Raw genomic sequence first — 26,315 nt, forward strand, 5'->3', positions numbered from 1 at the left:
GTGACGGCAATTCCCGGGAGAACGGACGGCATGCGCGATGACGCCGCAGCCAGATCTTCGATCGATCCTTGGAGCGGTCCCTGGATCGGTCGCAGCATTCCGCGCGTCGAGGATGCGGTGCTGCTGCGTGGCGGCGCGTCCTTCGTCGATGATCTGCCGTTTCCAGATGCGCTGCACGCCTGCTTCGTCCGCAGCCCGCTAGCGCATGGATTGATCCGCCATATTGGTACTGAAACTGCCCGGGCCGTGCCCGGCGTGCGTGCCGTACTGTGCTTCGCCGACCTGCGCGCTGTGCTGACGATGGATGACATCCCGCTCAATCTGCCGGCCGGCGGGCTGCGCTTCGACGTGAACCCGACCTGTCTTGCTATCGAGGAGGTCAGCTATGTCGGCGAGCCGGTGGCGATCGTGCTGGCGGAGTCGCGCCACATTGCCGAGGATGCCGCAGCTCTGGTGGAGCTTCAGATCGAGCGGCTGCCGGCGGTGGTCGATCCGGTCGAGGGTCTCGCTGCCGACGCGCCGCGTGCGCGGATCGGCTTTGCCGATAATCTGGTGGCTCAGACCAAGGTCGATTACGGCGACGTTGACGGTGCGTTTACGTCGGCAGCACATGTGCTGAACGAGGGGTTTCGTCTGCACAAGGGCGGCGGCCATCCGATCGAGCCGCGCGGGCTGGTGGCACGGTTCGACCAGATCGAACAGCAGCTGACGCTGTGGGATTCCACCCAACTGCCGCACCGCGCTAAGGCGATGCTGGTGGCGACGTTGGGTCTTGGCGAGCATCAGGTGCGTGTGGTGCCGCCTGATGTCGGCGGCGGATTCGGCACCAAAGCGGTGTTCCACCCGGAAGAACTCGCAATTCCCGCCGCCGCCCTGTTGCTACGCCGCCCGGTGAAATGGATCGAAGACCGGTTCGAGAGCTTCACCGCCAGCATCGGCGAGCGCGATCAGGTCTGGCGCGTCGAGGCGGCGTTCGATGCCGATGGACGATTGCTCGGCGTGCGCGGACAACTGTGGCACGATCACGGCGCGGCGACGCCCTACGGCATCGCGCTGCCATTCAACGCGGCGACGAATTTCATCGGTCCCTATATCCTGCCCGCCTGCCGCATCGGCATCAATATCTGTCTGACCAACAAGACGCCGGCTGCGCCGACCCGCGGCGCCGGCCGGCCGCAGGGCGTGTTCGTGATGGAGCGGCTGCTCGACCGCATGGCGCGGCAGCTCGGCATCGGGCGGGACGAGATACGTCGCCGCAATCTGATCCCCGCCGAGAAGATGCCGTATACGATTCCGGTCAAACAGCGCGACGGCAGCCTGATGACCTATGACAGCGGCGACTACCCCGAGATCCTGCGCCGCGCGTTGGCGGTCGCCGGCTTCGCCGATTTTCCCGCGCGCCAGTCGGCGGCGAGGCAGGAGGGGCGGCAGATCGGGCTCGGACTTGCGATGTATGTCGAGGCCACCGGCCGCGGACCATTCGAGAGCGCCAATATCAGCGTCGGTGCTTCCGGCCGCGTTGTGGTCCACAGTGGCGCCACCGCGCAGGGCCAGGGCGTCAAGACGATGCTTGCCCAGATCGTCGCCGACGTGCTGGATGTTGATCCTGCGACGATACACATCGTTACCGGCGACACTTCCGGTACTTCGGAAGGGCTCGGCGCCTTCGCTAGCCGGCAGGCTGTAACGGCAGGCAACGCGGTGCATCAGGCCGCCATCATGATCGCGGAGAAGGCCAAGCAGGCAGCAGCCGAGATGATGGAAGTCGGCGTGGACGATCTCGAACTCATTGGTGGAATGGTTCAGGTCAAGGGCGCGCCGGGACACGGCCGCAGTCTGCAACAGATCGCCAAGGCGCTGACCGGCACGCCCGGCTTTGCCCTGCCGGGCAATCTCGCGCCGGGCCTTGCGGCGGCAAGGGATTTCATGACTTCCGGTCTCTGCTACACCAATGGCTGTCATTTGGCGGAAGTCGAGGTCGATGCTGCGACCGGTGGCGTGAAGATACTTCGCTATGTGGTGGTGCACGACTGCGGGCGGATTATCAATCCGATGATGCTGGAAGGCCAGGTCCTTGGCGGCGTGGTGCATGGTATCGGCATGGCGCTGTTCGAGTGGATGCGTTACGACGAAGACGGCCAGCCGTTATCCGGCACTTACGCCGACTATCTGTTGCCGACCTCGGACGTCGTGCCGAATATTGAAATCCATCATATGGAAAGTCCTAGCCCGCTGAACCCGCTGGGCGTCAAGGGAGCCGCGGAAAGCGGCACGATCGGCGCGCCGGCCGCGATCGTCTCAGCCATCGAGGATGCCCTGCAGCCGCTCGATGTTCGGATCAACGAACTCCCGGTAACACCAGCGCGCCTGCGCGCGGACATCAAGAAAGCGCGCCAGAGGCAGGCGACATGAAGGCGCCACCGTTCCGCTACCACCGGCCCTCGACCATCGCAGAGGCGGTGGAACTACTCGCCACGTTGGACAATGCGAGGGCGATCGCGGGCGGCCAGTCGCTGATGCCGATGATGAACTTCCGTCTCGTCACGCCCGACGATCTGATCGACCTCGGCGGAATTGAAGAGCTTGTCGGCCTCACCGAGGGCAAAAGCGCGCTAAGTATTGGTGCGATGACGACGCAGCGCAGGCTCGAGCGCTCGGAGATTGTAGCACGCCAATGCCCGCTGATCACGGCCGCGCTTCGCCATGTCGGGCATCAACAGACGCGCAACCGCGGCACTATCGGCGGATCGCTGTGTCATTTGGATCCTGGTGCCGAATTGCCGGTTGCTGCGGCCGCGCTCGATGCCGTATTGATCGCTGTTGGCCGTTCTGGTGAACGGCTGATCCCGTTTGCTGAATTTTCGGTCGGGCTCTTGAGCAACGCGTTGTCTCCCGGCGAATTGCTGGCGCGGATCGAATTGCCGAAGGCAGCACCGCGCACGGGAGTTGCCTTTGTTGAATTCAACCGCAGGCCGGCTGACTTTGCCGTGGTTTCGGTCGCCGCGAGCCTCGCGCTTGATGCGGCGGGACGCATCGCCCAAGCCGCGATTGCCGTCGGCGGTTCCTTTGAGGCTCCCGTCCGGCTAGGGGCCTTTGAAACCGCTTGCGCTGGACGGAGACCGGAGCCTGCGCTGTTCGACGTAGCCTCCCGCGAGGCCGAAGCGATCGAGTGCGTCGGCGATGATGTCTATCCGGCGGAGTATCGCCGGGAACTGGCCGGCGTTCTGGTTCGTCGTGCGTTGGACTCGGCGCTCGTCGATGTGGAAACTCACGCCGATGCATGACCCGCGGCCGATCGCTCTTCGTGTCAACGGCCGGTCCGTCGAGATGACGGTCGATGCGCGGATCAATCTCGCCGACTTCCTGCGTCACGAGTTGCGGCTGACCGGCACGCATGTCGGCTGCGAGCACGGCGTTTGCGGCGCCTGTACCGTGTTAGTGGACGGTGCGTCGGCGCGCTCCTGCCTGATGCTGGCGGTGCAAGCAAATGGGCGCCGAATCGAGACGGTCGAAAGCCTTGCCAATGGTTCTGATCTGCATCCGCTGCAGCAGGCGCTCGCCCGTCATCATGGACTGCAGTGCGGCTACTGCACGCCGGGCGTGTTGATGACGCTGCTCGAACTCAGCCGCGAGACCGCAGGTCGCAACGTGACGGAAGCCGAGGTTCGCACGGCGCTGTCCGGCAATCTGTGCCGCTGCACCGGCTATCAGGGCATGGTGCGCGCGGCGCTGGAAGTTCTCAATAATTCGGCGTGACGAGAAAGGCGTGTTATGGCGGCTATAAAAGTGTCGGGCCGGAAGCTGAAACTTGCAGTACCTGACTTGATCTCGAATTCCTATTTCCCCGCCGCCGCGGCGGTGGAACTCGGCTTCTTCGCACGCGAAGGGTTGGATGTGTCGCTTGAGCTGATTTTCCCCGTCAGCAAATGCTACGAAGCCCTGCGAGAGGGCGCGATCGATTTCGTCGGCGGTGCCGCGCATGCCGCGTTGGCCGCCTTCCCCGAATGGCAGGGCGCCAAGCTCATCGCGGCGCAAGCTCAAGGCATGTACTGGTTTCTCGTGATGCGCGCCGACCTCGGCGCCAGACGCGGCGATCTCGATGTGGTGAAGAGCAAGCGTATTGGTGCTGCCCCCTGGGTCGAGATGGGACTGCGGCAGCTCCTCATCGACGCCGGCTACGATCTTGCGCGCGACGGTATCGAGATCGTCGGCATTCCACCTAATCCCGCCATCGGTCCCAATTTTGGACTGGGTGCCGCCAAGGCGCTTGAGGAAGGCCGGATCGACGGTTTCTGGGCGAACGGCATGGGGGCCGAGATTGCAGTCACCGGCGGGATCGGTACCGTCGTGCTCGACATCCGCCGCGGCGACGGCCCGGAAGGAAGCTTCGGTTACACCTTCGCCAGCATCGCAGCCACTGATCGACTGATCGCGGAAGCACCCGAAACAGTTGCCGCCGCCGTGCGTGCCATTGTCGCCACGCAGAAAGCTTTGAAGGCAGACATGGCCCTGGCGAACGAGGTCGGCCGCAAACTGTTTCCGCCACGCGAGGCCAATCTGATCGCCGGCATCGTGGCTCGAGATTTGCCCTATTATGATGCATCGATCGCGCCGGAAACCGTCAGCCGCCTCAACAAATTCTGCCGGGTACGCCAACTGCTGCAGGGCAATCCTGCTTTCGAGGCGGTGGTCGAGCACGCCCTCGCACCGCTTTGGATCGCCTGACTTTAGCCTGTCCGTTGGGCGCATAGCAGACCCGATATGCGGCTTTCAAAAACATTGGCGCTATGGCCGCGCTGTCGTTATCTGTGCTTTGTTTTGATGCGCTTGCGTGAACCGGTTCCGCTTTGCGCCCGGAAATATGTGTCGACGAGGAACGCGACGTGCCGCCGGAAGTGATGACGTCTCTTGAGACCGATGTTCTCGTGATCGGCGCGGGTGGGGCAGGGATGTATGCCGCGCTGGAAGCCGCTCGGGCCGGCGCCAACGTGATCCTCGCCGACCGTAGCCTGATCGGTCGCGGTGGTGCGACCGTCATGGCCCAGATGACGGTTGCCGCCGCGCTCGGCGAACAAACGCCGGATCATTGGGAGCATCATCTCGCCGACACGCTGGCGGCTGGGCGCGGTCTTTGCGATGAGAAACTGGCGGCTCTTCTTTGCGAAGATGGTCCCCGGCGTATTCGCGAGATGGACGGTTGGAAGGTCGGTTGGGCCCGCGAAGACGGTCACATCAAGCAGGTTCAGGCTCCCGGCCATGACCGGCCACGTTGCGTCTATGTGGATTTTCTGTCGACCGGTCCGGCGGTGTCGAAAACGCTTCGCACGCGGCTGAACGACGCCAACAATATTCGCCGGATCGGCGATCTCTTGATCACAGATATCACCGTCCGGAATGGTGAAGCCGATGGTGCAACCGCGCTGCATGTCGCGAGCGGCCGCATCGTTCCGATCGCGGCGAAGTCGGTGGTGATCGCGACCGGCGGATTGACGCGGCTCTATCGGCGTAACAGCGCTTCCGTCAATATGGGCGGCGACGGCTATGCGCTGGCACTTCGCGCCGGGGCGGAACTGATCGATATGGAGTTCGTGCAGTTCTTCCCGATCGGCCATCTGGCGCCGCGGCTGGTCGGCATGGACCCCATCATGTGGGACCCCTTCCGTTACAAGCTCGGCGGCAAACTCCTGAACGCCGAGATGCGCGAATTCGAGGCCGACTATGCCACGCGAGATGCGCGCAGCGACGGCCGCTATGTGCTGACGCGCGATCTTGCGACCTACGCGATATCAAGGGAAGTCGAGGCCGGTCGGGGCAGTCCGGCCGGCGGCGCCTATCTCAGTTTCCAGCATGTGCCGGCGGAAGAAATACGGCGTGCATTCGGCCCCGTGGTCGACCGGCTCGCCGCCAACGGCATCGATCTGGCGCGCCAGCCGATCGAGGTGGCGCCGATTGCGCACTATCACATGGGCGGGATTCGCGTGGACGACACGCTTGAGAGTGGGGTCGCGGGGCTTTTTGCCTGCGGTGAGGCGATCGGCGGAGCCAACGGCGCCAACCGTCTTTCAGGCAACGCCATCACCGAGACGTTTGTGTTCGGCGCCCGCGCCGGTCATCATGCGGCATTGCGCGCGGCGCGGCGGTCGATGCCATCGCCTGACGTGGCCGGCCCTGCCATCGATTTTCTGCGCAGCGCCGAGCGGCGCGATGCGCCGAACCCCGCCGCCACCATCGCCGCGCTGCAAGCCCTGATGTCGGACCATGTCGGGCCGTTCCGCACTGCTGACAAACTTCGCATTGCGATCGACCGCCTTGCGGCGCTCACGCGAGACGTCGGCAACCGGCCGCTGATTTCTTCGTCGGGCGGGTTCGATCCGGTGCTGGTCGATTGGTTCGATCTTCGGAACATGCTGCTGGTGGCGCAGGCTGTGGCGCTGCCAGCGCTTGCGCGCACCGAAAGCCGGGGCGCGCATCAGCGCGAGGATCATCCCGGTCTCGAGGACGGTTGGCAGCTCAATCAGATCGTGACGATGGCAAACGACGCGCTGAACATCAGGCCGACGAAAGCGATGGTCACCGCATGAAAGCCTTGCTTGCCATTCATCGCGGCCAGCCGGAAGCCACGTCACGCGTGGATACTTTCGCGATCGAGTTCGAGCATGGACAGTCCGTGCTCGACGGTTTGCGCATGGTCCGGCGCGATCAGGATCCTTCGCTTGCCTTTCGTTACTCCTGTATCAATGCCAATGCCTGCAAGGAATGCATGATGCTGATCGACGGTGAGGTCGATTATGCCTGCACGGCGCGGCTGAAAGAGGGGACGACGGCGCTCGCGCCTTTGCCGAAAAAAGCGCTCATCCGCGATCTCGTCACGGAAATCGCGCCACCGGACGAACGGCTGGAGCGATCGCCGCGGAAGAAATGATTTTTGAGACGCGAGGGCGATCCGGCGTTACTTTCTGCCACCGAATCCGCTGATGGGTAATATATATAGACGTATTACCAATGCTTTACGCTCTTATTGTATAATTTTTGAGATTAATATTGTAATTGATACAAGATTGTGACACCTTCTCTTCCGCTGGGGATTTCAAACGAGGAGGGGTGTCAAAAATGAGCATTACGGCTGACAGCATCGAGAGCGTGCCGACCACCGTCGACCGCAACGCGTGGAAGGCGTTGGCGGGTTCCGCGCTCGGCTATGCGATGGACGGATTCGACCTTCTTATTCTTGGCTTCATGCTGCGAACGATCGCAAGCGACCTTAATCTTTCGCAAGCGCAATCGGCGTCGTTGGTGACGGCCACGCTGATCGGAGCCGTGCTTGGCGGCATCGGCTTCGGCATGTTGTCCGATCGCCTCGGTCGCGTGCGTATCCTGACCTGGACCATCGTCGTGTTCGCGGTGTTCACCGGTCTTTGTGCGTTTTCGCAAGGTTACTGGGATCTCTTGATCTACCGAACGCTTGCGGGCGTCGGGCTTGGCGGTGAATTCGGTATCGGCATGGCGCTGGTCGCCGAAGCATGGCCGGCATCGAAACGCGCCCGTGCCTCTTCTTATGTTGGCTTGGGCTGGCAGACCGGCGTGCTGGTCGCGGCTATTGCCACGCCGTTGCTGCTGCCGGTGATTGGCTGGCGCGGCATGTTTGCGCTTGGCGTGTTTCCGGCGGTAGCAGCCTATTTCATCCGCGCTTCGCTGCATGAGCCCGAAGTATTCGTCGAAAGGTCCAAGGATCATCCGAAGGAGTCAGCGCTGCATCTGCTGGTCAAGGACGGTGAAACCGCCAAGCTCAGCCTCGGCATGATCATCCTCTGTTCAGTGCAGAACTTCGGCTACTACGGCGTGATGATCTGGCTGCCGAATTATCTGTCGACCCGCTTCGGCTTTGCGTTGACGCAATCGGCGACGTGGACGTGCGTGACGCTGGCTGGCATGGCGCTCGGCATTTTCATGTTCGGCCATATCGCCGATCGCATCGGCCGGCGGCCGGCCTTCTTCAGCTACATGCTGGGTGCGGCCGTCATGGTGCTGATCTATTCACGCCTGACCGATCCCTATCAGTTGCTCGTGGTCGGCGCCATCATGGGTTTCTTCGTCAACGGTATGCTCGGCGGCTACGGTGCGCTGATCAGCGAGCTGTTTCCGACCGCGGCTCGGGCCACGGCCCAGAACGTGCTGTTCAATATCGGCCGCGGCGTTGGCGGATTCGGCCCAGTCGTCGTCGGCGCAATCGCAGCCGCCTATTCGTTCGAGACCGCGATTGCGCTGCTCGCCGCGCTTTACGTGCTCGACATCCTGGCGATGTGGCTGTTGATACCCGAGCGCCGCGGCGCCCAGCTCACGTGATTGGTTGAGCAGAGGAAGTCATGTCACTCGATCAACCATCACAGCAGATGCAGCCGGCGGTAACGCCGCCTGCATCTCCCCAAGCGTCCTGGAAGCCCAGCATCGTCGCGGAGCTCGCCAAGGTCGTCGCCAACACCGCGGTCAACAACGAATATCGTCATCTCGTCGTTGATTGCGGTGAGGTCGCAGCTTCCGCTCAACCCGGGCAATTTTTCCAATTGCTTTGTCCGCATCCGGCCGGCGAACAGCCGTTCCTGCGGCGTCCGATGAGCCTCTACGGCGCCGATCCCGTCAAATGCCAAGTCGAGTTTCTGTACAAGGTGACGGGCGCCGGAACGCGCGGGCTTGATTTGATCAAGCCCGGCGATCACCTCGACATCATGGGACCGCTAGGTGCGGGCTTTATACTCGATCCGAAATGGCGGCACATCGTGGCCGTGGGGCGGGGCGCTGGGCTTGCCACGCTCGCGCCACTCGCAAAAGCCGCCAAGGCCAACGGCACCAAAGTCACCGCGATCTTCAGCGCGAGGCGGCCTGAGCTGTTGGTTTCGGTTGATCTCTTCAAAAATCATGGCGCCGAAGTGGTGCCGGTGACGGACTCCGAACAGTCCAGCGGGCCGGGCAATGTCGAGCGCATTCTTCGCGGCCTGATCGCGCAAGGCAAATGCGATGCGTTCTTCACCTGCGGATCGAGCCGCCTGATGCGCGTGCAGCAGCGGCTCGCGATCGAGTTCGGCCTTCCCGGCCAAGTCGCTATGGAGCAGCAAATGGCCTGTGGCATCGGACTTTGTTACTGCTGCGTGCGCGACTTCAATGTCGGCGGTGAGATTGTCAATCGCAGGGTCTGCTGGGACGGACCCGTGTTCGATCTGTTGGAGGCGCTGCCATGATCAAGCCGTTTTCCATCGATCTCTCCGTCGATGTCGGCGGGCTCAGATTGCGCAATCCCGTAATGCCGGCATCCGGCACCTTTGCCGAAGGGCTCGACAAGGTGATCGATTTCAATCGTCTTGGCGCCTTCGTGACCAAAACGGTGACGCGTGAATTACGCGCCGGCAACCCGTTGCCGCGCGTCGTTGAGCGGCCGGGCAGCCTGATCAATGCGATCGGGATTCCTTCCAAGGGCGTGCCGCATTTCGTCGGGAAGATCATCCCGCAATATGCCGCTTATGAGCCACCTCTCGTTGTCAGCATTTCCGCACCGACCGCCGAAGGGTTCGCGAGCCTTGCGGCCGAGCTGACGCTGCCAGGAGTGTCAGCAATCGAAGCCAATATTTCTTGTCCGAACATTGAAGAAGACGGCAAGGCTTTTGCGATGCGGGCAGAGTCCGCGGAGAAAGTCACGCGTCAGTTGCGCGCCGCCACCAAATTGCCGCTCTGGGTCAAGCTCACGCCCAACACCGGCGATATCGCCGAGGTCGCACGGGCGGCGGAAGCGGCCGGCGCCGACGCGGTCGTCGTCGCAAATACCTTTCTTTCAATGGCGATTGATCTCAAGACGTTCAAACCGTGTCTCGGCAATGTCATGGGTGGATTATCAGGTCCGGCGATCAAGCCGATCGTGCTGCGGCAGGTGTTTCAATGCGCCAAGGCGGTCAAGATTCCGATCGTCGGCTGCGGTGGCATTTCCACCGCCGAGGATGCGATCGAATACATGCTGGCCGGAGCGAGCGCCGTGCAGGTCGGGACGGCGACCTTTCTGCAACCGGCAGCGATGATCAGCGTGATCGAGGGGATCGAGATGTTCTGTCTGCAACGCGAGATCAGCCGCGTGACAGATCTGGTTCATGGTGTCGTGATCGAGGAGGCTGATGACCAGGATCTCGCCTGGCTCAGTCCGCCGACATGACAACGGAAATTGCTCAAAGCCGTAACGTATCCGTTGACGACGCGGAGGATCGTGCGCTTGCCGCGCAGTTGTTCGACGCACTTCGTGCCGCATCGTTCGACGGCGTCGGCATCACCCGCGAAAGTTATAGCGGGCGCGAATCCGCAGCACTCGACATTGTGGAAGCCAAGGCGCGTGAGCTCGGTCTTGAGACCAGTCGTGACGCCGGCGCCAATCTAGTCGTGACGCTTGTAGGAAGCGAACCTGCTCTGCCGTTTCTCGCCTGCGGCTCGCATCTGGATTCGGTGCCGCAAGGTGGCAATTTCGACGGCGCCGCCGGTGTAGTCGCGGGTCTGGCCGTGCTCGCGCGCTTCAAACGCGACAAGATCGTGCCCCGCCGTTCCATCAAGCTCTTTGGCCTGCGCGGCGAGGAGAGCTCCCGCTTCGGCAAGGCTTATATGGGTTCGCTCGCTCTGTTCGGGAAACTCATTGCTGAAGACCTTCGCGTTGCCGATCGCGACGGCCGTACGCTTGGCGATTGCATGCGCGACGTCGGCGCCGACGTCGCGCGGATCGGGAAAAACGAGCCGCTGTTGGACGCCAAACACATCGCCGCCTGGGTCGAACTGCACATCGAGCAGGGCCCGGTGCTGGTCGCGCGCGACCTGCCGGTCGGCATCGTCACCGGCATCAGAGGCAATGTACGTCATCGCGTCGTCGAATGCATCGGCGAGGCCGGCCATTCCGGCGCGGTGCCACGCTGGTTGCGCCATGACGCCGTGTTCGCGGTGGCCGAACTGATGACCCATCTCGATCGGCATTGGCGGACCTTGTTGGAGCGCGGGCGTGACGTGGTGATTACCTCGGGCGTTTTCGGAACCGACCCGGCGGAGCACGCCATTGCGCGCATTCCGGGAAAGGTGTCGTTCAGCTTCGAGGTCCGAAGCCAGAGCAAGGAAACGCTCGAAGGCTTCTACGATTTGTTCCGATCTGAATGCAATCTCATCGCTGAAGAGCGCGGCGTGGAGTTTTCCTTCGACCGCCGGCTGGAATCCGCGCCGGCGACCATGGATTCGGAATGGGTCGGGCGTTTGCGGCATGCGGCGCAAGCGCTCGGTCTGCCGGACGAGGAAATCCCGAGCGGGGCCGGGCATGATGCGGCGGTATTTGCCAATGCCGGTATCCCTAGCGCCATGGTGTTCGTGCGCAATGAAAACGGCTCGCATAACCCGAAGGAAGCGATGAATCTGGATGATTTTGTCGCCGGAATCGCTGTAATGCGGGCTGCGATTGAAGAGGCCGTCCAATGAGCGTGACTGAACTATTTGACCGGGCATCCCCAAAGCGCGTGGATCGGATCACGATCCGCAGGCCCGATGATTTTCATGTGCATCTGCGCGACGGCGCGATGCTGCAAGCGGTCCTGCCATTCACATCAGCGCAATTTTCCCGTGGCGTGATCATGCCCAATCTGGTGCCGCCGGTCACCACTGTCGCGGCAGCCGTTTCCTATCGCGAGCGAATCCTGGCCGCCCGCGCCGTAGCTTCCGACTTTCAGCCGCTGATGACCTGCTATCTCATCGATGCGACCTCGCCGGATGAGATCGAACGCGGCTTCAAGGAGGGCGTCTGGGTCGCCGCCAAGCTTTATCCGGCCGGCGCCACCACCAACGCTCACCACGGCGTGACGGATATTCCGGCGCTCGCGCCCGTGTTGGAGCGCATGGAAAAGATCGGCATGCCGGTCCTGATCCATGGCGAGGCCACCGATCCCGCGGTCGATATCTTTGACCGCGAAGCCGTGTTCATGGAGCAGAGCTTGTTGCCGCTATTGAAGCGACATGCCGGCCTGAAGGTCGTGGTCGAGCACGTCACGACGGCGGAGACCGTCGATATCGTGCGCGCCCATGCCTCGCACGCGGCTGGAACGATTACGCCGCATCATCTCGTCATCAACCGCACGTCGTTGTTTCAGGGTGGGCTGCGTCCGCATCTCTATTGTTTGCCGGTGGCCAAGCGCGAGCGTCATCGTCTCGCGTTGCGCAAGGCCGTCACCTCCGGGGACGCCTGCTTCTTTATCGGCACCGACACCGCACCGCATCGCCGCAATGCCAAGGAAGCCGAATGCTGTTCGGCCGGCGTGTTCGGCGGCGCTACCGCGTTGCAGACCTATGTGCAGGTGTTCGACGAGGAGGGTGCGCTGGATCGTTTCGAGGCGTTTGCTTCCGTCAACGGCGCCAGGTTCTACGGCCTTGAACTCAACCACGGCACCATCACGCTGGAACGGCGTGAGGCGCCCGTGATGGCCGCGGTCGCGGTCGAAGACACTGAAGTCGTGGTGTTCCGCGGCGGCGAGAAACTGCCGTGGTCGGTCGGAGAGGTGAAGCCATGACGGACAGCGCGATCAGGAACGAGATTGGCGGGGCGGTTGCGCAATTGCTGTTCGAGAGCGGCGCCATCCATGTGAGCCGGCAGCAGCCTTTCATTCTGGCGGCAGGCTGGGCGAGCCCGGTCTATGTCGATGTCCGGATCATTCTCGGCGATCCGGCGTTACGCCAGGCCGTCACGCAGCTTGCCGTCCGCTACGTCACGACATTGTTGCCGCAAGCCTCGATCGATGCGGTCGCCGGCGCAGAGACCGCCGGCATTCCCTTTGCAGCTTGGCTTGCCGACAAGTTGAATGTGAAGATGCGCTATGTGCGCAAGCGTCCGCTCGGAATTGGCCGCAATGCGCAGGTCGAAGGCGGCGATGTCGATGGGCTTAAGGTGTTGCTGGTCGATGATCTCACCACCGATGGCGGCAGCAAGCTCGGTTTTGCGCGGGGGTTGCGCGCTGCGGGCGCTGATGTCGAGCATGTCCTGACGATCTTTTATCACGACGTCTTTCCCGGCGCGTCCGAGCGGCTCGCGGAAACCGGCTTGACGCTGCACCCGCTCGCCACCTGGGCCGACATCCTGCGTTCGACGGCAGCGGGCCAGATGTCGCCGCAGGATCGCGCCGAGATCGAACGTTTCCTCGCCGATCCCGTCGCCTGGTCGACGCGGCATGGCGGCCGCGCCAGGTTGTCGGTACGAAGCTGAAAATCGATCGGTTAAACTAGGACGCTTTGCGCGTGTCGGCTGATTTTATCGCCGACCGCTCCAGGATCATGCGCAACTGCTGCGCAGCCTCGCGCCCCTTGTGCGCGCGCCGCCACAATCGCTCGACCAGTTTCTCGTAGAGCCGCACCGGTTCTTCATCCGCCGTGAGCATGGCAACGCCGGTGCGGATATTCGGCAGTTCGCCGCCGAGCCGGAACGGACTCAAACCCAAGAGGGTTCGCTCGGAAGTGCGGAAAAGCTGGAAGGTGATGTTGGGCAGCGGCTCTTCGATCAGTCCGATCTGGATGCCCATCGGCTCTTGTTCGATCAGCTTGATCAGGTGCTCGATCTCGGCGCGGGCGGCAAGCCTTCGCTCGACGATCTCGTTCGCCGGCAAGTCGAAACGTCCGACCAGGCCGAGTTTCAGCCAACGCTCGATCTCCGGCATGTTGACGAAATTGACGACGCTGAGATGCCGGCGGTGGCGCGCATGCTTGCGCTCGTCGAGCACTGCCACGATGGTGTCGATCTCGGTTTCGTAGTCCTTGCCGTCCTCGGCATAGGAAGGCGCGGCCTCCATCAGCGTTTGCTTGAGCTGCCGCGAATAATTGTCCGAAGTCAGGAGATAAGACAAAGGCGGGAAGTGCGCGATGACCTGCTCGGACTTCTCCTCGATCTGCCGCATCCGCTCGAAATAACTGATCGCATTGGCGTAATATTCGACGCCGAGGCCGAGCAGGGAGCCGACCGAAGTTTCCAGCACATTGGCGAGCCGATCGAGCGTCTCGATCTTGACGACCTCGCCGGCCTCGATCCGGTAGACCGCAGCGCGCGACACGCCGAGACGTTCAGCGACTTGTTCAGCCGCCAACCCCCGGCCCATCCGGTAGGCACGCAGCCTTTCCCCGATCTCGGCAAAGCGGTGGCTTGTCGCGTTCATGCTCGCCCGTTTCGTTGGCTGTTTCGCCAGTTTTTTCGTCGATTGTCTCATATTTGAGACGAGCGATACATGATTTTCGACCGTCAGGGAAGCCCTAATTGGACTCCCTTGGCGGCATCAACGAAAAGTGGTCAGGGCGAAACTGCTGGTCGGATCAGGTCGACCGCCGCCATCCTGTTCAGTGCGTCGATCTGCTGGTCCGGGGCGAGAGCGATCGCGCTGTCGGCGTCGCGCATGACCGCGAGCAATCGGTGGAAGGTGGTCTCTGCAAGACTTGCGGGGAGTGGCTCCTCGTCAAACGAGGCAATGAAGGGATCGAGGATCGACGACAACAGTCTGTAGACCGCGCGGTGCGCCGAATCGGTCTCTGCCAGTTCATCCGTCATTTTCTGAAGGGCGACGTAGGTCCGAAGACCCGAATGCTGATGCGAAAGCCAGCGATGCAACTCAACCATTTTGTTTCCTCATCGATACGAAAGAAACAACCATTGATAACGCAAAAACCCTTTCAAAGCAAGCTTTTCCGGGAGTTTCTTGAGAAGGCGAAGTGCCGGCCGCGCAGCTGACATCAAGGTGCAAACCCCTTGATCCCCGAGTCCGGCATATATCTTTAAAGCGTCACACGAGCTTGGCGGCAGCCAGTTCATTCAAGATCTGAATCTGCTGTTGCGGCGACGCCGTCAGTGCGCCTTCCGCTGTGGCAACGACCTCAAGCAGATGCCGGTAGGTCTGCTCGGCGACATCGACCGGAACGGCCTCGCCGTCGTAGCGGGCGATATACTCGTCGGTCAGTCCGGCGAGCAGGCGGTACAGCGCGCGATGGGGCGTCTCGGTCGCGACGCGCTCGAGCATCGTGTGCCGGAAGGCCTTGAATGTTTTCAGACCCGGATGCTGGTGGGACAGCCAGTCGTGGAGCTTGCCCATGGTGCTTTCTCCTTCTCGAAGCGCGAAGAAAGCGATCGTGTATAGCAGCGCCAAGGCACCAGCGCAACAAAATTTGAGACTGGTTTACAAATTTATACAGGCTGACGGAGACTGGGCGGACGGGCTATTCCCCCTTCAAGCGCTGGTCTTCGGCGACCCGGACACGTTCGGCGCCCCTCGCGCCGACCTCCGACAATCTGAGTGCGCTTAAGGTTGCACCCGTGACCGCGAAGCCGACCCCGACCAGCAAAGCGATCCGGCTGCCGTCCAGCGCGAAGCGGCCGATCAACAGCGACACCAGTGCAGCACCAACGGTCTGTCCCAACAGGCGCGCGGTCCCAAGCATGCCGCTGGCCCCGCCACTGCGCTCGCGCGGGGCTGCTGCGATCATGGTGCGGTTGTTCGGCGTTTGGAACAGGCCAAATCCCGCCCCGGCCAGCGCCATCCGCCATGCCACGTCGACGAGCGAGGGATGCGGCGGCAACCATGCAAGCGCGCCAAGGCCGAGTGCGAACAGCAAAAGCCCGATTCCGCCGAGAAGCCCCGCCGGATAGCGCTCGACCAGTCTTCCGGCGAAAGGCGCCGCAAAGCCAACCGCGATCGGCCAGGGCGTGATCAAAAGACCGATCTCGACGTCCGAATATCCAAACCGGCTTTCGAGATAGAAGGGCAGCGCGACAAAGGCCAGCATCTGCGCGCAGAAGGAGGCAATCGAGGTCGCAATCGACAGTGCGAAAATCGGAATGCGCAGCAGATCGAGCGGCAGCAACGGCGAGGTCACCTGCGCCTGCGCGCGCACCAAAAGGGAGCCTGCGACGGCGGCTGCGCCAAATTCGGCGAGCGCAATCGCGGCACCTTCGTCGTGGCCGATGCTGTCGATCCCGGCGAGCCCAAGACCAAAGGCGATCGCGCTGAGTGCCGCGCTCTTCCAGTCGAAATCGTGGCCTGCGGGTTTGGTGTAAGGCAGGTATTTGATGCCGAGTGCCAGCGCGCCGAGCCCGAGCGGAATGTTGATCGCAAACAGATAAGGCCAGGGTCCGACCGCGAGAATGCCTGCGGCAATCGTAGGGCCGACCGCAGCCGAGACCGCGACCACCATGGCGTTGATGCCGATCCCGCGTCCCAGTTGCGCGCGCGGATAGATATGCCGGACCAGCGCCATGTTGACGCTCATGATCCCAGCGGCGCCGAAGCCCTGAAGGATGCGGGCGATCGTCAACAGCGTCAGCGTGTTCGCAAGCACGCAAAACAGCGACGCGATGGTGAACAGCAACAGCCCCGCAATATAGACGCGGCGGTAACCAGCGATCTCGCCGAGCGAAGCCAGCGGCAGCAGCGAGATCGTAATCGCCAGTTGATAGCCGTTGACGATCCAGATCGAGAAAGCCGGGCTCGCCTGAAGATCGCGCGCGATAGTGGGCAGCGCCACGTTGGCGATCGCGCCGTCCATCACCGATATGATGAGGCCGATCGCAATCGTCAGGATCGCCCAGCCGCGCTCCGGCTGCGGCAACCCGTCTGGATGATGATCTATTTCGCCTGACTTCACGTGCCGACCGATCTCATGCTATCGAATGCAAAACTGTTATCGAATGTGAGGCGTGCCAGGGTATCAAACTCTGACGCTTGCAAATGTCCGGCGTTCCGAGCAGCCACGCAACATAAACAATCAAGATAAACAACAATGGCCGAGGCACCGATGAGCACAGCGACGGCCCGGTTTCCGGATTGGTGTTCGCTTTCGGAACTGGGTCGGACAGCGGCGCTCGAGCAATGCCGCCGGCGCCTTGCCCATTTGGGGCGAAAGCTGCACGCGGTCGAACATATCTATCACGCCGAGGCGCCTCATGAGGGGCCGCTCTCCGGCCTGCCTTATGTTGCCAAGGATATGTTCGCAACCGGGCGCAGCGAACCGTCATGGGGCTGTTCAACGCCGCAAGCGCCGGCGCTGCGACGCGCTTCGGTGATCGATCGTCTCGATCGGGCAGGTGCCAGTTTGATCGGCACGGCGACCATGACGGAACTCGCCTATGAGCCGTCCGGTATCGCGCGGCGTGGCGCGCTCAATCCGTGGTCGTTCGATTGCGTCCCCGGCGGGTCGTCGACCGGCTCCGCGATTCTCGTGGCGTCCGGCTGCTGTTTTGCCGCGCTCGGCTCCGATACCGGTGGTTCCGTGCGAATCCCGGCGCATTGCTGCGGCATCACCGCGCTCAAGCCGGGTTATGGCAAGATTCCGTTGGACGGCGCCATGGCGCTCGCGCCAAGTCTCGACACCTTTGGCGCTTTTGCGCGAAGTGCCGCCGATCTTGCTTTGCTGTGGCCCTCGATTTGCGGCGAGCCACTCGCTGCATCGGAAAAGCTTCCGCGAGCGGTCGTGTTGCAGGATGCGTTCGAAGCCAGCGACGCTGAGATCGCTCGCGTCTGCCGTGGGGCAGTGGCCGTGCTGGTCGACAGCGGCATGAGGATCGCGGAGATCAGCGGGTTTTCGGAAGAGGCCGATCTGCATGCTCTCACTGTCCTGTTGGCGGAGGCCGCCCGCGAACACCGTGCACGTGTCGATGATCCCTCAATCGATGCGATGTTGCGCAAGCGGATTGCGAAGGGGCTTTTGATTACCGACGAAGAACTTGCAGTGGCGATAGCCGCACGCGGTCAGCTTCGAGATCAATTTATCTTGTCGTGTCTTGGTGGGGCCGGTGCCGCCATTCTTCCGGTAATGCCGATCAAGACGCCGCAAGTAAAGGAGGTCGATCCAGCTTCTGCGCAGTTCAATCCACGGGTGCTTTACGCGATGAGCCGCTTCACCCGTTTCGTCAATTATCTTGGTCTGCCTGCGCTCGCTGTGCCAGCGGGTTTCGACGACAGGGGAATGCCGGTCGGCCTGCAACTGATCGGGCGGCCGGGCAGCGAGGCTACCTTGCTTCAGATCGCGGTCCGGTTGCAGGAACGCACCGATTGGCACGGCCGCGTGCCGCTGGCGATCGCCTCCGAGATTGCCGACGAGCCATGATTAACGGGACGCTTTCTACCGGTGCCAAGTTGCAGAGCAGGGCGCGATATGGTGCAGTCTTTGCTTATGCGGGCTCATGACGTCGCGGCCATTGACCGATCGAAACGGCGGCTGAACGAAACGGAGGCAGATCGTGCGGATATTGAGGCAGGTTGCTAGGCTTTTGTTCGCTGTCACGGCGATTGGATGGTTGCCGCTGCCGGCCCACGCGATTGGGCCGGAACCGGCGCCGCTGGCGCAGCCGGTCGAACTGACGGTTGGCTATGTGAAGGTCGGCCATCTGGCTCCGATCATTTTGGTCGCCGACGAACTGAAAAAGCTCGGCGTCAATCTCAAGCTGGTTGAATTTGTCCGTTATGCCGATGCGCGCACCGCGCTTTTGGCAGGCTCGCTCGATGTAGCTTCTGTCGGGCCGGCCGATCTTGCGATCTCGCTGGCGCAAGGCTCGACCAATGTCGTCGGGCTGATGGGCGTCGGCTCGTCGCCCAAATATGTCATCGGCCGTAACGGCGTGAAGTTCGAGAGCTGGAGCGATCTGAAGGGCAAGAAGATCGCGATCGCGCCGGGTTCGGCGGTCTGGTTTCAGTTCGCCGCGACGCTGGTCGAAAATGGCGTTCCCTATAACAGTTTTGAGGCCGTGAACATTCAGGGCGGTGGCGCTAATTTCGATCAGGCCTTGAAGAAAGGCGAGGTCGACGGCCTCGTCACCTGGGAGCCGTTCGAATCCATCCCCGTCATGGACGGTTACGGGTTCTTCGCCAAAGGGCTCGAATATGGCTCGTCCAAAGCTGTCGGCGCCGAGCTCGGCATGTTCATGACAACCAAGCAGGCAATCGACGGCAAGCGCGCTGCGCTGGAACGTTTTGTCTGGGTCTACCTAGCGAAGGAAGAGGAACTCGGCAAATCGCCCGCGGCTTTTGCCGGTGCCTACGCGCAATTGACCGGCATGGCGCCCGAGGTCGCAGCGCAGGCCGCGAAGATCATCAAGCTTGGTGAGGTGATCTCGCCCGATCAGATCAAACGTCAGGCCAAGGGCTTTGCCGATCTCGGTGTGATCCAGAAGGATGTGTCCGAAGAGATCGATGCGCATTGGGACGGTTCGTTCGTCGACAAGGCGTTGGGCAAGTAGCGGGTCAAGCGAGCGGTGAACCACAGCGCTGCTTCGCGAGGATTTTCCTAAAGATGTCGATCTCTACGGGACCACTCGCTTCAAGGCCGGCATCGTCCGCTTCGGCGTGGCTGGCGCTGTCGCCTGCCGCGCGTCGAAGCTTTCGGCGAATCCTGCTCGCGATCGTTCTTCCCGTGGTGGTGATTGCGCTCTGGCAGTGGGCGGGCCATGGCGGTTCGCTGTTCGGCGGCGTGCTGCCGACGCCTGATAAAGTGTGGCAGGCGTGGAAAGTATGGGCGTTCGGTGCGAGCGGTTTCAGCCTCAACCCCTATAGCGGCACCTGGCTTGCCAATCTGCTGTTTTCCGCCGAACGCGTTGGCAAGGGATTTCTTGTCGCGATTGTCGTTGCCGTGCCGGTCGGGTTGGCGATCGGATGGAACCGAACGGCTTCGGGCGCGCTCGATCCCACCGTGCAACTGCTGCGGCCGATCCCGATCACGGCGTGGCTGCCGTTCTCGATCGCGGTGTTCGGCATCCGCGATATGGGCGCGGTGTTCCTGATTGCGCTCGGCGCGTTTTATCCGATCGTGGTCAATACCGCGCAAGGCGCCCGCGACATCGAGCGCAATCTGGTTCGTGCCGCGATGATGATGGGCGCGGGGCGATGGACGATCCTGCGGCGGGTGGTGTTGCCGGCGTCGCTCCCGTCGATCTTCACCGGGCTTCGGATCGGGCTAGGCATCGCCTGGACCGCTGTGATCGTCGCTGAAATGGTCGCGGTCAAATCCGGTCTCGGCTATGTGCTATGGGACGCCTATTACGTCGGGCGAATGGATGTGGTCATCGCGGACATGGCGACCATCGGCCTGCTCGGCCTGATCAGCGATCGCGTCATTCTCTGGATTGAACGATGGGTCCTGGCGTGGCGGCGGCTGCAGTCGTTCCAGTCGTGATGGTGAGATGACGATGGGCACCATCGCTTTCGAAAACGTATCAAAGACCTTCTCGGGCCAGGCCGAAGTGCGGGCGCTCGACGGGATCAATCTTGCCATCGGCGAGGGCGAGTTCGTGGCACTTCTGGGCCCCTCGGGCTGCGGGAAATCGACGCTGCTCAATCTGTTGGCGGGCTTCGAGAAGAAGACCGAAGGTACTTTATTGTTCGACGGCAAGACGGTCACGCGACCGGGCCCGGACCGCGGTGTGGTGTTTCAGGAAGCCGCCCTCTTTCCCTGGCTCACCGTCTGGCAAAACGTGATTTTCGGGCCGCAGGTTCAGGGCGTCTCGCGTTCTGAATATGAAAAGAAGGCGCAAAATCTGTTGAAGCTGGTCGGCCTTGAATCGTTTGCCGACGCCTTGCCGGTGCAATTATCCGGCGGCATGCGCCAGCGGGTCGGCATCGCCCGGGTGCTGGCGATGTCGCCGAAGGCGCTACTGATGGATGAGCCGTTCGGCGCGCTCGATGCGCAGACGCGTCTGTCGATGCAGCAATTGCTGCTCGATGTCTGGCAATCGCTCGGCACCACGGTGTTGTTCGTCACCCACGACATCGACGAAGCAATTTTATTATCGGACCGGATTTGCGTGATGTCAGCCCGGCCCGGACGGATCATCCGTACCATTCCGATCACGCTGCCGCGTCCGCGCTCCATTGCCAGCCTCACCAGCGCGGAGTTCATGGCCTACAAGTCGCGCATCATGTCCGACATGAAGGTCAGCGCCGTTCACGTCTAAGGTCTTCAATGACAAATCCGCGGATTCCTTATCTGCTCTCGTCGGCCCGCGCGCCGTTGCCGCCGCTCAAGGGAAAACGAATCCTGGTGCATCTCGTCGTCAACGTCGAGAACTGGCAATTCGACCAGCCGATGCCGCGCACGATCGTCACGCCGCCGCATGGCCGCGAAACCGTGCCGGATGTGCCGAATTTTTCCTGGGCCGACTACGGCATGCGCGCCGGGCTTCCCCGCATTCTGAGGGCATTCGCTTCGCGGTCCTTGCCGGCTTCCACGAGTTTCAATGCCGGCGTCATCGACGCCTATCCGCAAGCAGCTCAGGCGATACGCGAGGCGGGTTGGGAATTCATCGGCCACGGCATGCATCAGAAAGCCATCAATCACGTCGAGGGCGGTGAAGCGGTGGTGATCGGTGCGAGCCTCGACAAGATCGAAAGTTTTACCGGGCGACGCCCGCGTGGCTGGCTATCGCCGGGATTGCGCGAAACCGTCGACACGCCGGACATCCTCAAGCGCAAGGGGATCGATTATGTCTGCGATTGGGTGGTCGATGACCGGCCGGCGTGGATGAATACAACCGAAGGTCCGCTAATCGCGATGCCGTACAACCTGGAGGTCAATGACTCCATCATCTATGCCATCGAGCGGCATGCGACCGGCGAGATGGCGAGGCGTCTTGAATTCACGCTACGCCGGTTCGAAACCGAATGCCGCGACAGTGCGATTGTTCTGGCCATCGGTTTGCACCCGCATCTGATAGCGGTGCCGCACCGTATCCATGAGCTTGAGGGCATGCTCGATCTGCTAACTGCTTCGTCCGACATCGGTTTTTTCACCGGCAGCGAGTTGGCGGACTGGTATGCGGCAGCAGCGCCCGCGAAAAATGTGGCGCGCACGTCAGGATAGCGGAAAATCGTCCTGGCCTTTACGCGGTCGAGTGTGTGATCGCCGATCGTTCGATAGCGGCCGCGCCGTTGTTGCGGTCTATGCTTGACGGGCCGAATGGCCTAACGCTTAGCTTGCGGCCAATCAAATCAAGACAGGCTGGACCTGAGATCAAGCGATGGGGAAACACGACATGAGAGTGCGCGCCAAGCTACTTGTTCTTTTGCCGGCGATGGTTGTCCTCGGGACGTCAGCTGCGAATGCACAATACACCGCCAAGGAATGGCCGGAAGGGCCAAGCAAGCAACGGTTTGTCGACACCTGCAACGGTTGCCATGACATCAACCGGGTTCGCGGCGGCTATACGCCCGAAGGCTGGCTGACGGTCGTGCGCATGATGCAGAATATGGATGCGCCCGTACCCGCCGAGGAATGGGGCGCGATGACCGACTATCTCATGAAGAATTTCCCGGAGCGAAAGCGCCCAGAGGCCGTCATCATCGATGGTCCGGTGAAGGTCGATTTCAAGATGTGGGATGTGCCGACCCAGGGAGCGCGTCCACACGATCCTCTCGGCGCCCGGGATGGTTCGGTTTGGTGGGCTGCGCAACTGGCCAACAAGCTCGGCCGGATAGACCCACAGACCGGTACGATCAGGGAATATACGCTCAAGTCGCCTTTCACTGGTCCGCATGGGCTGGTCGACGATAAGGACGGCAACATCTGGTTCACGGGAAATCTTGCCGGGCTGATCGGCAAACTCGATCCCAAGACGGGTATCGTCATCGAATATCGGCTGCCAGACCCAAACGCGAAGGATCCGCATACCCTCAATTTCGACCAGAAGGGCATTCTGTGGTTCACCGTGCAGCAGGCCAATATGGTGGGTCGCCTTGATCCGGCTACCGGAGCGATCAAGCTCGTGACGTCGCCAACGCCGAAATCACGCCCTTACGGAATCCAGATCAACGCCAAGGGCGTGCCGGTCTTCGTCGAGTTCGGCACCAACAAGATTGCCACGATCGATCCGGATACGATGGCAATCAAGGAATACACGCTGCCCGATGCGGGGACCCGGCCGCGGCGTCTCGCCATTGGACCTGATGGCGCGGTTTGGTACGCCGATTTTGCGCGCGGATATATCGGCATGCTCGACCTTGCCACCGGAGTGGCCAAGGAGTGGCCGTCGCCAAGCGGTCCGAAGTCCGAGCCTTATGGCATGGTCTTCACCAAGGGCGCGGTTTGGTACAATGAATCCAACGCCAAGCCCAACACGATCGTCCGCTTCGATCCGGCGACCGAAAAATTCCAAAGCTGGGCGATTCCCGGCGGCGGTGATATCGTGCGCAATATGGTGGTCGCGCCCAGCGGCAATCCGGTCATGGCCAACAGTCTCGTCAATCAGGTGGGAATGGTTGATATCAAGTAGTGAACTCGGTCTCGCTGCGATCTAAACGTGTTGCTCAGAGATGGGCCGCCCGATCGTGGAGATCGATCGGGCGGCTCTTTCATTGACTGGCGATTCCATGAAGTTATTCTCGTCGTTCCCATGTCGCGACAGTGTGACGAAGTCTCGCACCGCTCAAGCACACCGATCACAGTCCTTCGATTGACTGATGATCGCGTAAAGTTATTGTGCGGTTCCATCGTCTGCTCTCCCTGTATCGATCTTGAAGAAACAACATGAACCAAAAGGTCGCGTCAGGCTCCGATCGATTCGAATTTGATTACATCATTGTCGGCGCGGGATCGGCGGGATGTGTGCTCGCCAATCGGCTGACGGCCGACGGCAAATACTCGGTGCTGCTGCTCGAGGCCGGGCCTGAGGACAGTCACCTCTGGATTCACATTCCGCTCGGTTATGGCCGGCTGTTCAAGGAAAAAGCCGTCAACTGGATGTACCAGACCGAGCCGGAGCCGGGCCTTAACGGGCGAAACGTGTTTCAGCCGCGCGGCAAGGTGTTGGGCGGATCGAGTTCGATCAACGGCCTGCTTTATGTCCGCGGTCAGCACGAAGATTACGATCGCTGGCGCCAGCATGGCAATCTGGGCTGGGGCTTCGATGACGTGCTGCCTTATTTCAAGAAGGCTGAGGACCAGACGCGCGGCGCCGACGAATTTCACGCGGTGGGCGGTCCCTTGCCGGTCTCGGACTGGCGGCACGCCGATCCGCTCTCGGCGGCGTTTGTCGATGCCGCGGCGGAAATCGGCTTCCCCAAAAATTCTGATTTCAACGGCGCGACGCAAGAAGGTGCCGGCTTTTTCCAGACCACGACCAAAGGCGGGCGGCGGGCGAGCACGGCGGTCGCCTATCTGCGCCCCGCAAAAGCTCGATCCAACCTGCATGTCGAGACGTCGGCGCTCGCCGAGCGAGTTCTGTTCGAAGGACGCCGCGCCGCTGGCGTGGTTTATCGCACCGCCGGTATTCCCCGCACGGCGCGGGCGCGTAAGGAAATTCTGATCTCGGGCGGGGCGTTCAACTCTCCGCAATTGCTGCAGCTCTCGGGCGTCGGTCCCGCAGACCTTTTGCGCCAACACGGCATCGAGGTCGTGCTGGATGCGCCGGGCGTCGGCAACGATTTGCAGGACCATATGCAAGTCCGTGTCGTGATGCGTTGTTCGCAAGCCATCACGCTCAACGACATCGTCAACAATCCCTTCCGCAAGGTTTTGACCGGCTTGCGTTATGCCGCGTTCCGAACCGGGCCGCTGACGATCGCGGCCGGCACCTCCGGCGCGTTCTTCAAGACCAATCCGCGGTTGGCGACACCGGATATCCAGGTCCACTTCCTGCCGTTCTCAACCGACAAGATGGGCGAAAAACTGCATCCCTTCTCCGGCTTCACGGCGTCGGTGTGCCAATTGCGGCCCGAGAGCCGCGGGTCGCTTCGGATCAAAAGCGCCGATCCGGCCGATGCTCCGGAAATACGCATCAATTATCTCGCCAGCGACGTGGACCGCGCGACCAATGTCGAGGGCTTGAAGATCCTGCGCAAGATTTTGCACGCGCCGGCTCTCGCGCCGTACGTCGTCGAAGAGATCGATCCCGGCGACAAGATCACGAGCGACGAGGCATTGTTGGCCTATTGCCGCGCGCGGGGAACCACGATCTATCATCCGACCTCGACCTGCCGGATGGGGAACGACCCGCTCGCTGTCGTCGACCAGCGGCTGCGCGTTCGTGGGGTGGAGGGTTTGCGGGTGATCGATGCTTCCGTGATGCCCGATCTTGTCTCGGGCAATACCAATGCGCCTGTCATCATGATCGCGGAGAAAACCTCCGACCTGATCCTGCAGGACGCGGGTTAGCCGCTCTCCAGCCAAATCTGTTCTACACCAAGACTGTTTTTGCATTCGACGCCTACGCGTTCTATTCTTGGCGCCCTGCGCCGGTGCTATTGCATCGGCAGAATCAGGACAGAGCGAGCACCAGTTTCATGCGATTGCGGATCGGTACGCGCAAGAGCGCCATGGCCCTGGCCCAGACCGAGGAAATCGCCCGGCGTCTTGTGGCGGTTGCGCCTGACGTCGATGTCGAGATCGTCAAGTTCGAGACGACGGGCGATATAGACCAAACCGGCAAGCTCTTGCCCCATGGCGGCAAGGGCGGAGCCTTTGTTGCCGAAATCCGCGCTGCCGTCCGCGCCGGGAAATTGCACGCGGCGATGCATTCGCTCAAGGACATGCCGGGCAACGAGGACACGCCGGGACTGGTGATCGGCGCGACGTTGTCGCGCGATTCCGCGAGCGATGTGCTGGTGTTGCGGCCGGGGCTCTCGGTCGGGGAATTGAAAGGCTCGGGCGGCAAGGGCTTCAAGATCGGCACCAATGCGGTGCGGCGCGCTGCCTATGCGCGCCGGCTCTTTCCCGAGATCGAGGTGATCCATTATCGCGGCGCCGCCGACACCCGCGTGCGCAAGCTCGACCACCTCGAAAAACAGCGGCTCGCCGATGGTGGCGCGGTCGGTCCGGCGGACGCGCTGATCATGGCGCGCTCGGGGCTTGAACGGGTGGGCCTCGCAAGCCGCATCGCTTATGAATTCTTAGTCGCGGAGATGCTGCCCGCGGCGGGGCAGGGGATTGTCGCGGTGGAATGCGCCGCCGACGATTGGTCAACGCGAGGTCTTCTGGCGAAGATCGACGACCTCGCCGCACGCCGCTGCGCGGATGCCGAACGCGAGGTGCTGTGGGTTCTCAACGGTCATTGCAATTCCCCGATCGCGGGATTTGCCACGATCAATGGTGCGCAGATGTCGTTGACGGCTTCGGTGCTGGACGAGGGTGGCCAGCGCTTTATCGAGGTTTCGCATTCCGGGCCTGCCGACCGGCCCCGTGAACTCGGCCGTGCTGCCGGGCTCGAACTGCAGGCAAAGGGCGCGGCCGAGATCATCGAGCGCAGCCGTCCACCTATTATTAAAGCATGATCTCCGCGCAAACGCGTTCCGCGTTGGTCGCGAGGAAAAAAC

Annotated in this window: 24 protein-coding genes; 20 read left to right on the plus strand and 4 right to left on the minus strand. The window is 62.0% G+C overall.

The window, feature by feature from the left end:
• Window positions 1–30: 30 nt before the first annotated feature.
• From ABSE61_RS05675 to ABSE61_RS05730, 12 genes are all read left to right on the plus strand, one after another.
• The gene (locus ABSE61_RS05675; RefSeq protein ID WP_423870102.1) at window positions 31–2,412 is read left to right on the plus strand and encodes a xanthine dehydrogenase family protein molybdopterin-binding subunit; all 2,382 of its coding nucleotides are present in this window, start codon (window positions 31–33) and stop codon (window positions 2,410–2,412) included.
• A complete protein-coding gene (locus tag ABSE61_RS05680; RefSeq protein ID WP_423870103.1) occupies window positions 2,409–3,284 on the plus strand; it encodes an FAD binding domain-containing protein in 876 nt (291 codons plus the stop codon). Before ABSE61_RS05675 ends, ABSE61_RS05680 begins: the two co-directional genes overlap by 4 nt.
• Window positions 3,259–3,756 (plus strand): (2Fe-2S)-binding protein, encoded by a 498-nt coding sequence (locus tag ABSE61_RS05685; protein ID WP_423870104.1) that lies wholly within the window; start codon window positions 3,259–3,261, stop codon window positions 3,754–3,756. Before ABSE61_RS05680 ends, ABSE61_RS05685 begins: the two co-directional genes overlap by 26 nt.
• Before the next feature lie 15 nt (window positions 3,757–3,771).
• Window positions 3,772–4,725 carry an ABC transporter substrate-binding protein gene (locus ABSE61_RS05690; RefSeq protein ID WP_423870105.1) on the plus strand — a complete coding sequence of 318 codons (954 nt, stop codon included), beginning with the start codon at window positions 3,772–3,774 and terminating at the stop codon, window positions 4,723–4,725.
• Between the two features lie 158 nt (window positions 4,726–4,883).
• Window positions 4,884–6,581, plus strand: a complete 1,698-nt coding sequence (locus tag ABSE61_RS05695; RefSeq protein WP_423870106.1) for an FAD-binding protein — start codon at window positions 4,884–4,886, stop codon at window positions 6,579–6,581.
• Window positions 6,578–6,922, plus strand: coding sequence for a 2Fe-2S iron-sulfur cluster-binding protein (locus ABSE61_RS05700; RefSeq protein ID WP_423870107.1), 345 nt, complete (start codon window positions 6,578–6,580; stop codon window positions 6,920–6,922). The genes ABSE61_RS05695 and ABSE61_RS05700 overlap by 4 nt, the downstream gene beginning before the upstream one ends.
• 188 nt (window positions 6,923–7,110) lie before the next feature.
• Window positions 7,111–8,343, plus strand: a complete 1,233-nt coding sequence (locus ABSE61_RS05705) for an MFS transporter (protein WP_423870108.1) — start codon at window positions 7,111–7,113, stop codon at window positions 8,341–8,343.
• A 20-nt stretch (window positions 8,344–8,363) separates the two neighbouring features.
• Window positions 8,364–9,233 (plus strand): dihydroorotate dehydrogenase electron transfer subunit, encoded by an 870-nt coding sequence (locus ABSE61_RS05710; RefSeq protein WP_423870109.1) that lies wholly within the window; start codon window positions 8,364–8,366, stop codon window positions 9,231–9,233.
• Window positions 9,230–10,192, plus strand: a complete 963-nt coding sequence (locus tag ABSE61_RS05715; RefSeq protein ID WP_423870110.1) for a dihydroorotate dehydrogenase — start codon at window positions 9,230–9,232, stop codon at window positions 10,190–10,192. The genes ABSE61_RS05710 and ABSE61_RS05715 overlap by 4 nt, the downstream gene beginning before the upstream one ends.
• A complete protein-coding gene (locus ABSE61_RS05720) occupies window positions 10,189–11,481 on the plus strand; it encodes a Zn-dependent hydrolase (protein WP_423870111.1) in 1,293 nt (430 codons plus the stop codon). The genes ABSE61_RS05715 and ABSE61_RS05720 overlap by 4 nt, the downstream gene beginning before the upstream one ends.
• The gene (gene pyrC, locus ABSE61_RS05725) at window positions 11,478–12,563 is read left to right on the plus strand and encodes a dihydroorotase (RefSeq protein WP_423870112.1); all 1,086 of its coding nucleotides are present in this window, start codon (window positions 11,478–11,480) and stop codon (window positions 12,561–12,563) included. Before ABSE61_RS05720 ends, pyrC begins: the two co-directional genes overlap by 4 nt.
• Window positions 12,560–13,252: an orotate phosphoribosyltransferase gene (locus ABSE61_RS05730; RefSeq protein WP_423870113.1), complete on the plus strand. Its 693-nt coding sequence runs from the start codon at window positions 12,560–12,562 to the stop codon at window positions 13,250–13,252. The genes pyrC and ABSE61_RS05730 overlap by 4 nt, the downstream gene beginning before the upstream one ends.
• 16 nt (window positions 13,253–13,268) lie before the next feature.
• Here the strand turns inward: ABSE61_RS05730 and ABSE61_RS05735 are convergent, their stop codons facing one another.
• The 4 genes from ABSE61_RS05735 to ABSE61_RS05750 form a co-directional block, all read right to left on the minus strand.
• A complete protein-coding gene (locus ABSE61_RS05735; protein ID WP_423870114.1) occupies window positions 13,269–14,192 on the minus strand; it encodes a helix-turn-helix domain-containing protein in 924 nt (307 codons plus the stop codon).
• A gap of 131 nt (window positions 14,193–14,323) precedes the next feature.
• The gene (locus ABSE61_RS05740) at window positions 14,324–14,647 is read right to left on the minus strand and encodes a hypothetical protein (RefSeq protein ID WP_423870115.1); all 324 of its coding nucleotides are present in this window, start codon (window positions 14,645–14,647) and stop codon (window positions 14,324–14,326) included.
• Between the two features lie 163 nt (window positions 14,648–14,810).
• A complete protein-coding gene (locus ABSE61_RS05745; RefSeq protein ID WP_423870116.1) occupies window positions 14,811–15,116 on the minus strand; it encodes a hypothetical protein in 306 nt (101 codons plus the stop codon).
• A 124-nt stretch (window positions 15,117–15,240) separates the two neighbouring features.
• On the minus strand, window positions 15,241–16,665 hold the full coding sequence (locus ABSE61_RS05750) for an MFS transporter (protein ID WP_423870117.1): 1,425 nt from the start codon (window positions 16,663–16,665) through the stop codon (window positions 15,241–15,243).
• A 150-nt stretch (window positions 16,666–16,815) separates the two neighbouring features.
• Between ABSE61_RS05750 and ABSE61_RS05755 the strand changes: the two genes are divergently transcribed.
• The 8 genes from ABSE61_RS05755 (at window position 16,816) to hemC (ending at window position 26,273) form a co-directional block, all read left to right on the plus strand.
• Window positions 16,816–18,126 carry an amidase gene (locus ABSE61_RS05755; protein WP_423870118.1) on the plus strand — a complete coding sequence of 437 codons (1,311 nt, stop codon included), beginning with the start codon at window positions 16,816–16,818 and terminating at the stop codon, window positions 18,124–18,126.
• A gap of 133 nt (window positions 18,127–18,259) precedes the next feature.
• Window positions 18,260–19,255 carry an ABC transporter substrate-binding protein gene (locus tag ABSE61_RS05760; RefSeq protein WP_423870119.1) on the plus strand — a complete coding sequence of 332 codons (996 nt, stop codon included), beginning with the start codon at window positions 18,260–18,262 and terminating at the stop codon, window positions 19,253–19,255.
• Between the two features lie 53 nt (window positions 19,256–19,308).
• Window positions 19,309–20,187, plus strand: coding sequence for an ABC transporter permease (locus tag ABSE61_RS05765; RefSeq protein WP_423870120.1), 879 nt, complete (start codon window positions 19,309–19,311; stop codon window positions 20,185–20,187).
• Between the two features lie 13 nt (window positions 20,188–20,200).
• A complete protein-coding gene (locus tag ABSE61_RS05770) occupies window positions 20,201–20,965 on the plus strand; it encodes an ABC transporter ATP-binding protein (RefSeq protein WP_423870121.1) in 765 nt (254 codons plus the stop codon).
• An 8-nt stretch (window positions 20,966–20,973) separates the two neighbouring features.
• Window positions 20,974–21,870, plus strand: coding sequence for a polysaccharide deacetylase family protein (locus ABSE61_RS05775; protein WP_423870122.1), 897 nt, complete (start codon window positions 20,974–20,976; stop codon window positions 21,868–21,870).
• Window positions 21,871–22,042: 172 nt separating this feature from the next.
• Window positions 22,043–23,278 (plus strand): Vgb family protein, encoded by a 1,236-nt coding sequence (locus ABSE61_RS05780; protein ID WP_423870123.1) that lies wholly within the window; start codon window positions 22,043–22,045, stop codon window positions 23,276–23,278.
• A gap of 254 nt (window positions 23,279–23,532) precedes the next feature.
• Window positions 23,533–25,158, plus strand: a complete 1,626-nt coding sequence (locus ABSE61_RS05785; RefSeq protein ID WP_423870124.1) for a GMC family oxidoreductase — start codon at window positions 23,533–23,535, stop codon at window positions 25,156–25,158.
• A gap of 128 nt (window positions 25,159–25,286) precedes the next feature.
• Window positions 25,287–26,273, plus strand: a complete 987-nt coding sequence (hemC, locus tag ABSE61_RS05790) for a hydroxymethylbilane synthase (protein ID WP_423870125.1) — start codon at window positions 25,287–25,289, stop codon at window positions 26,271–26,273.
• The last annotated feature ends 42 nt before the right edge of the window (window positions 26,274–26,315 follow it).

This window comes from Bradyrhizobium sp., assembly GCF_049519115.1.
GTDB lineage: Bacteria > Pseudomonadota > Alphaproteobacteria > Rhizobiales > Xanthobacteraceae > Bradyrhizobium.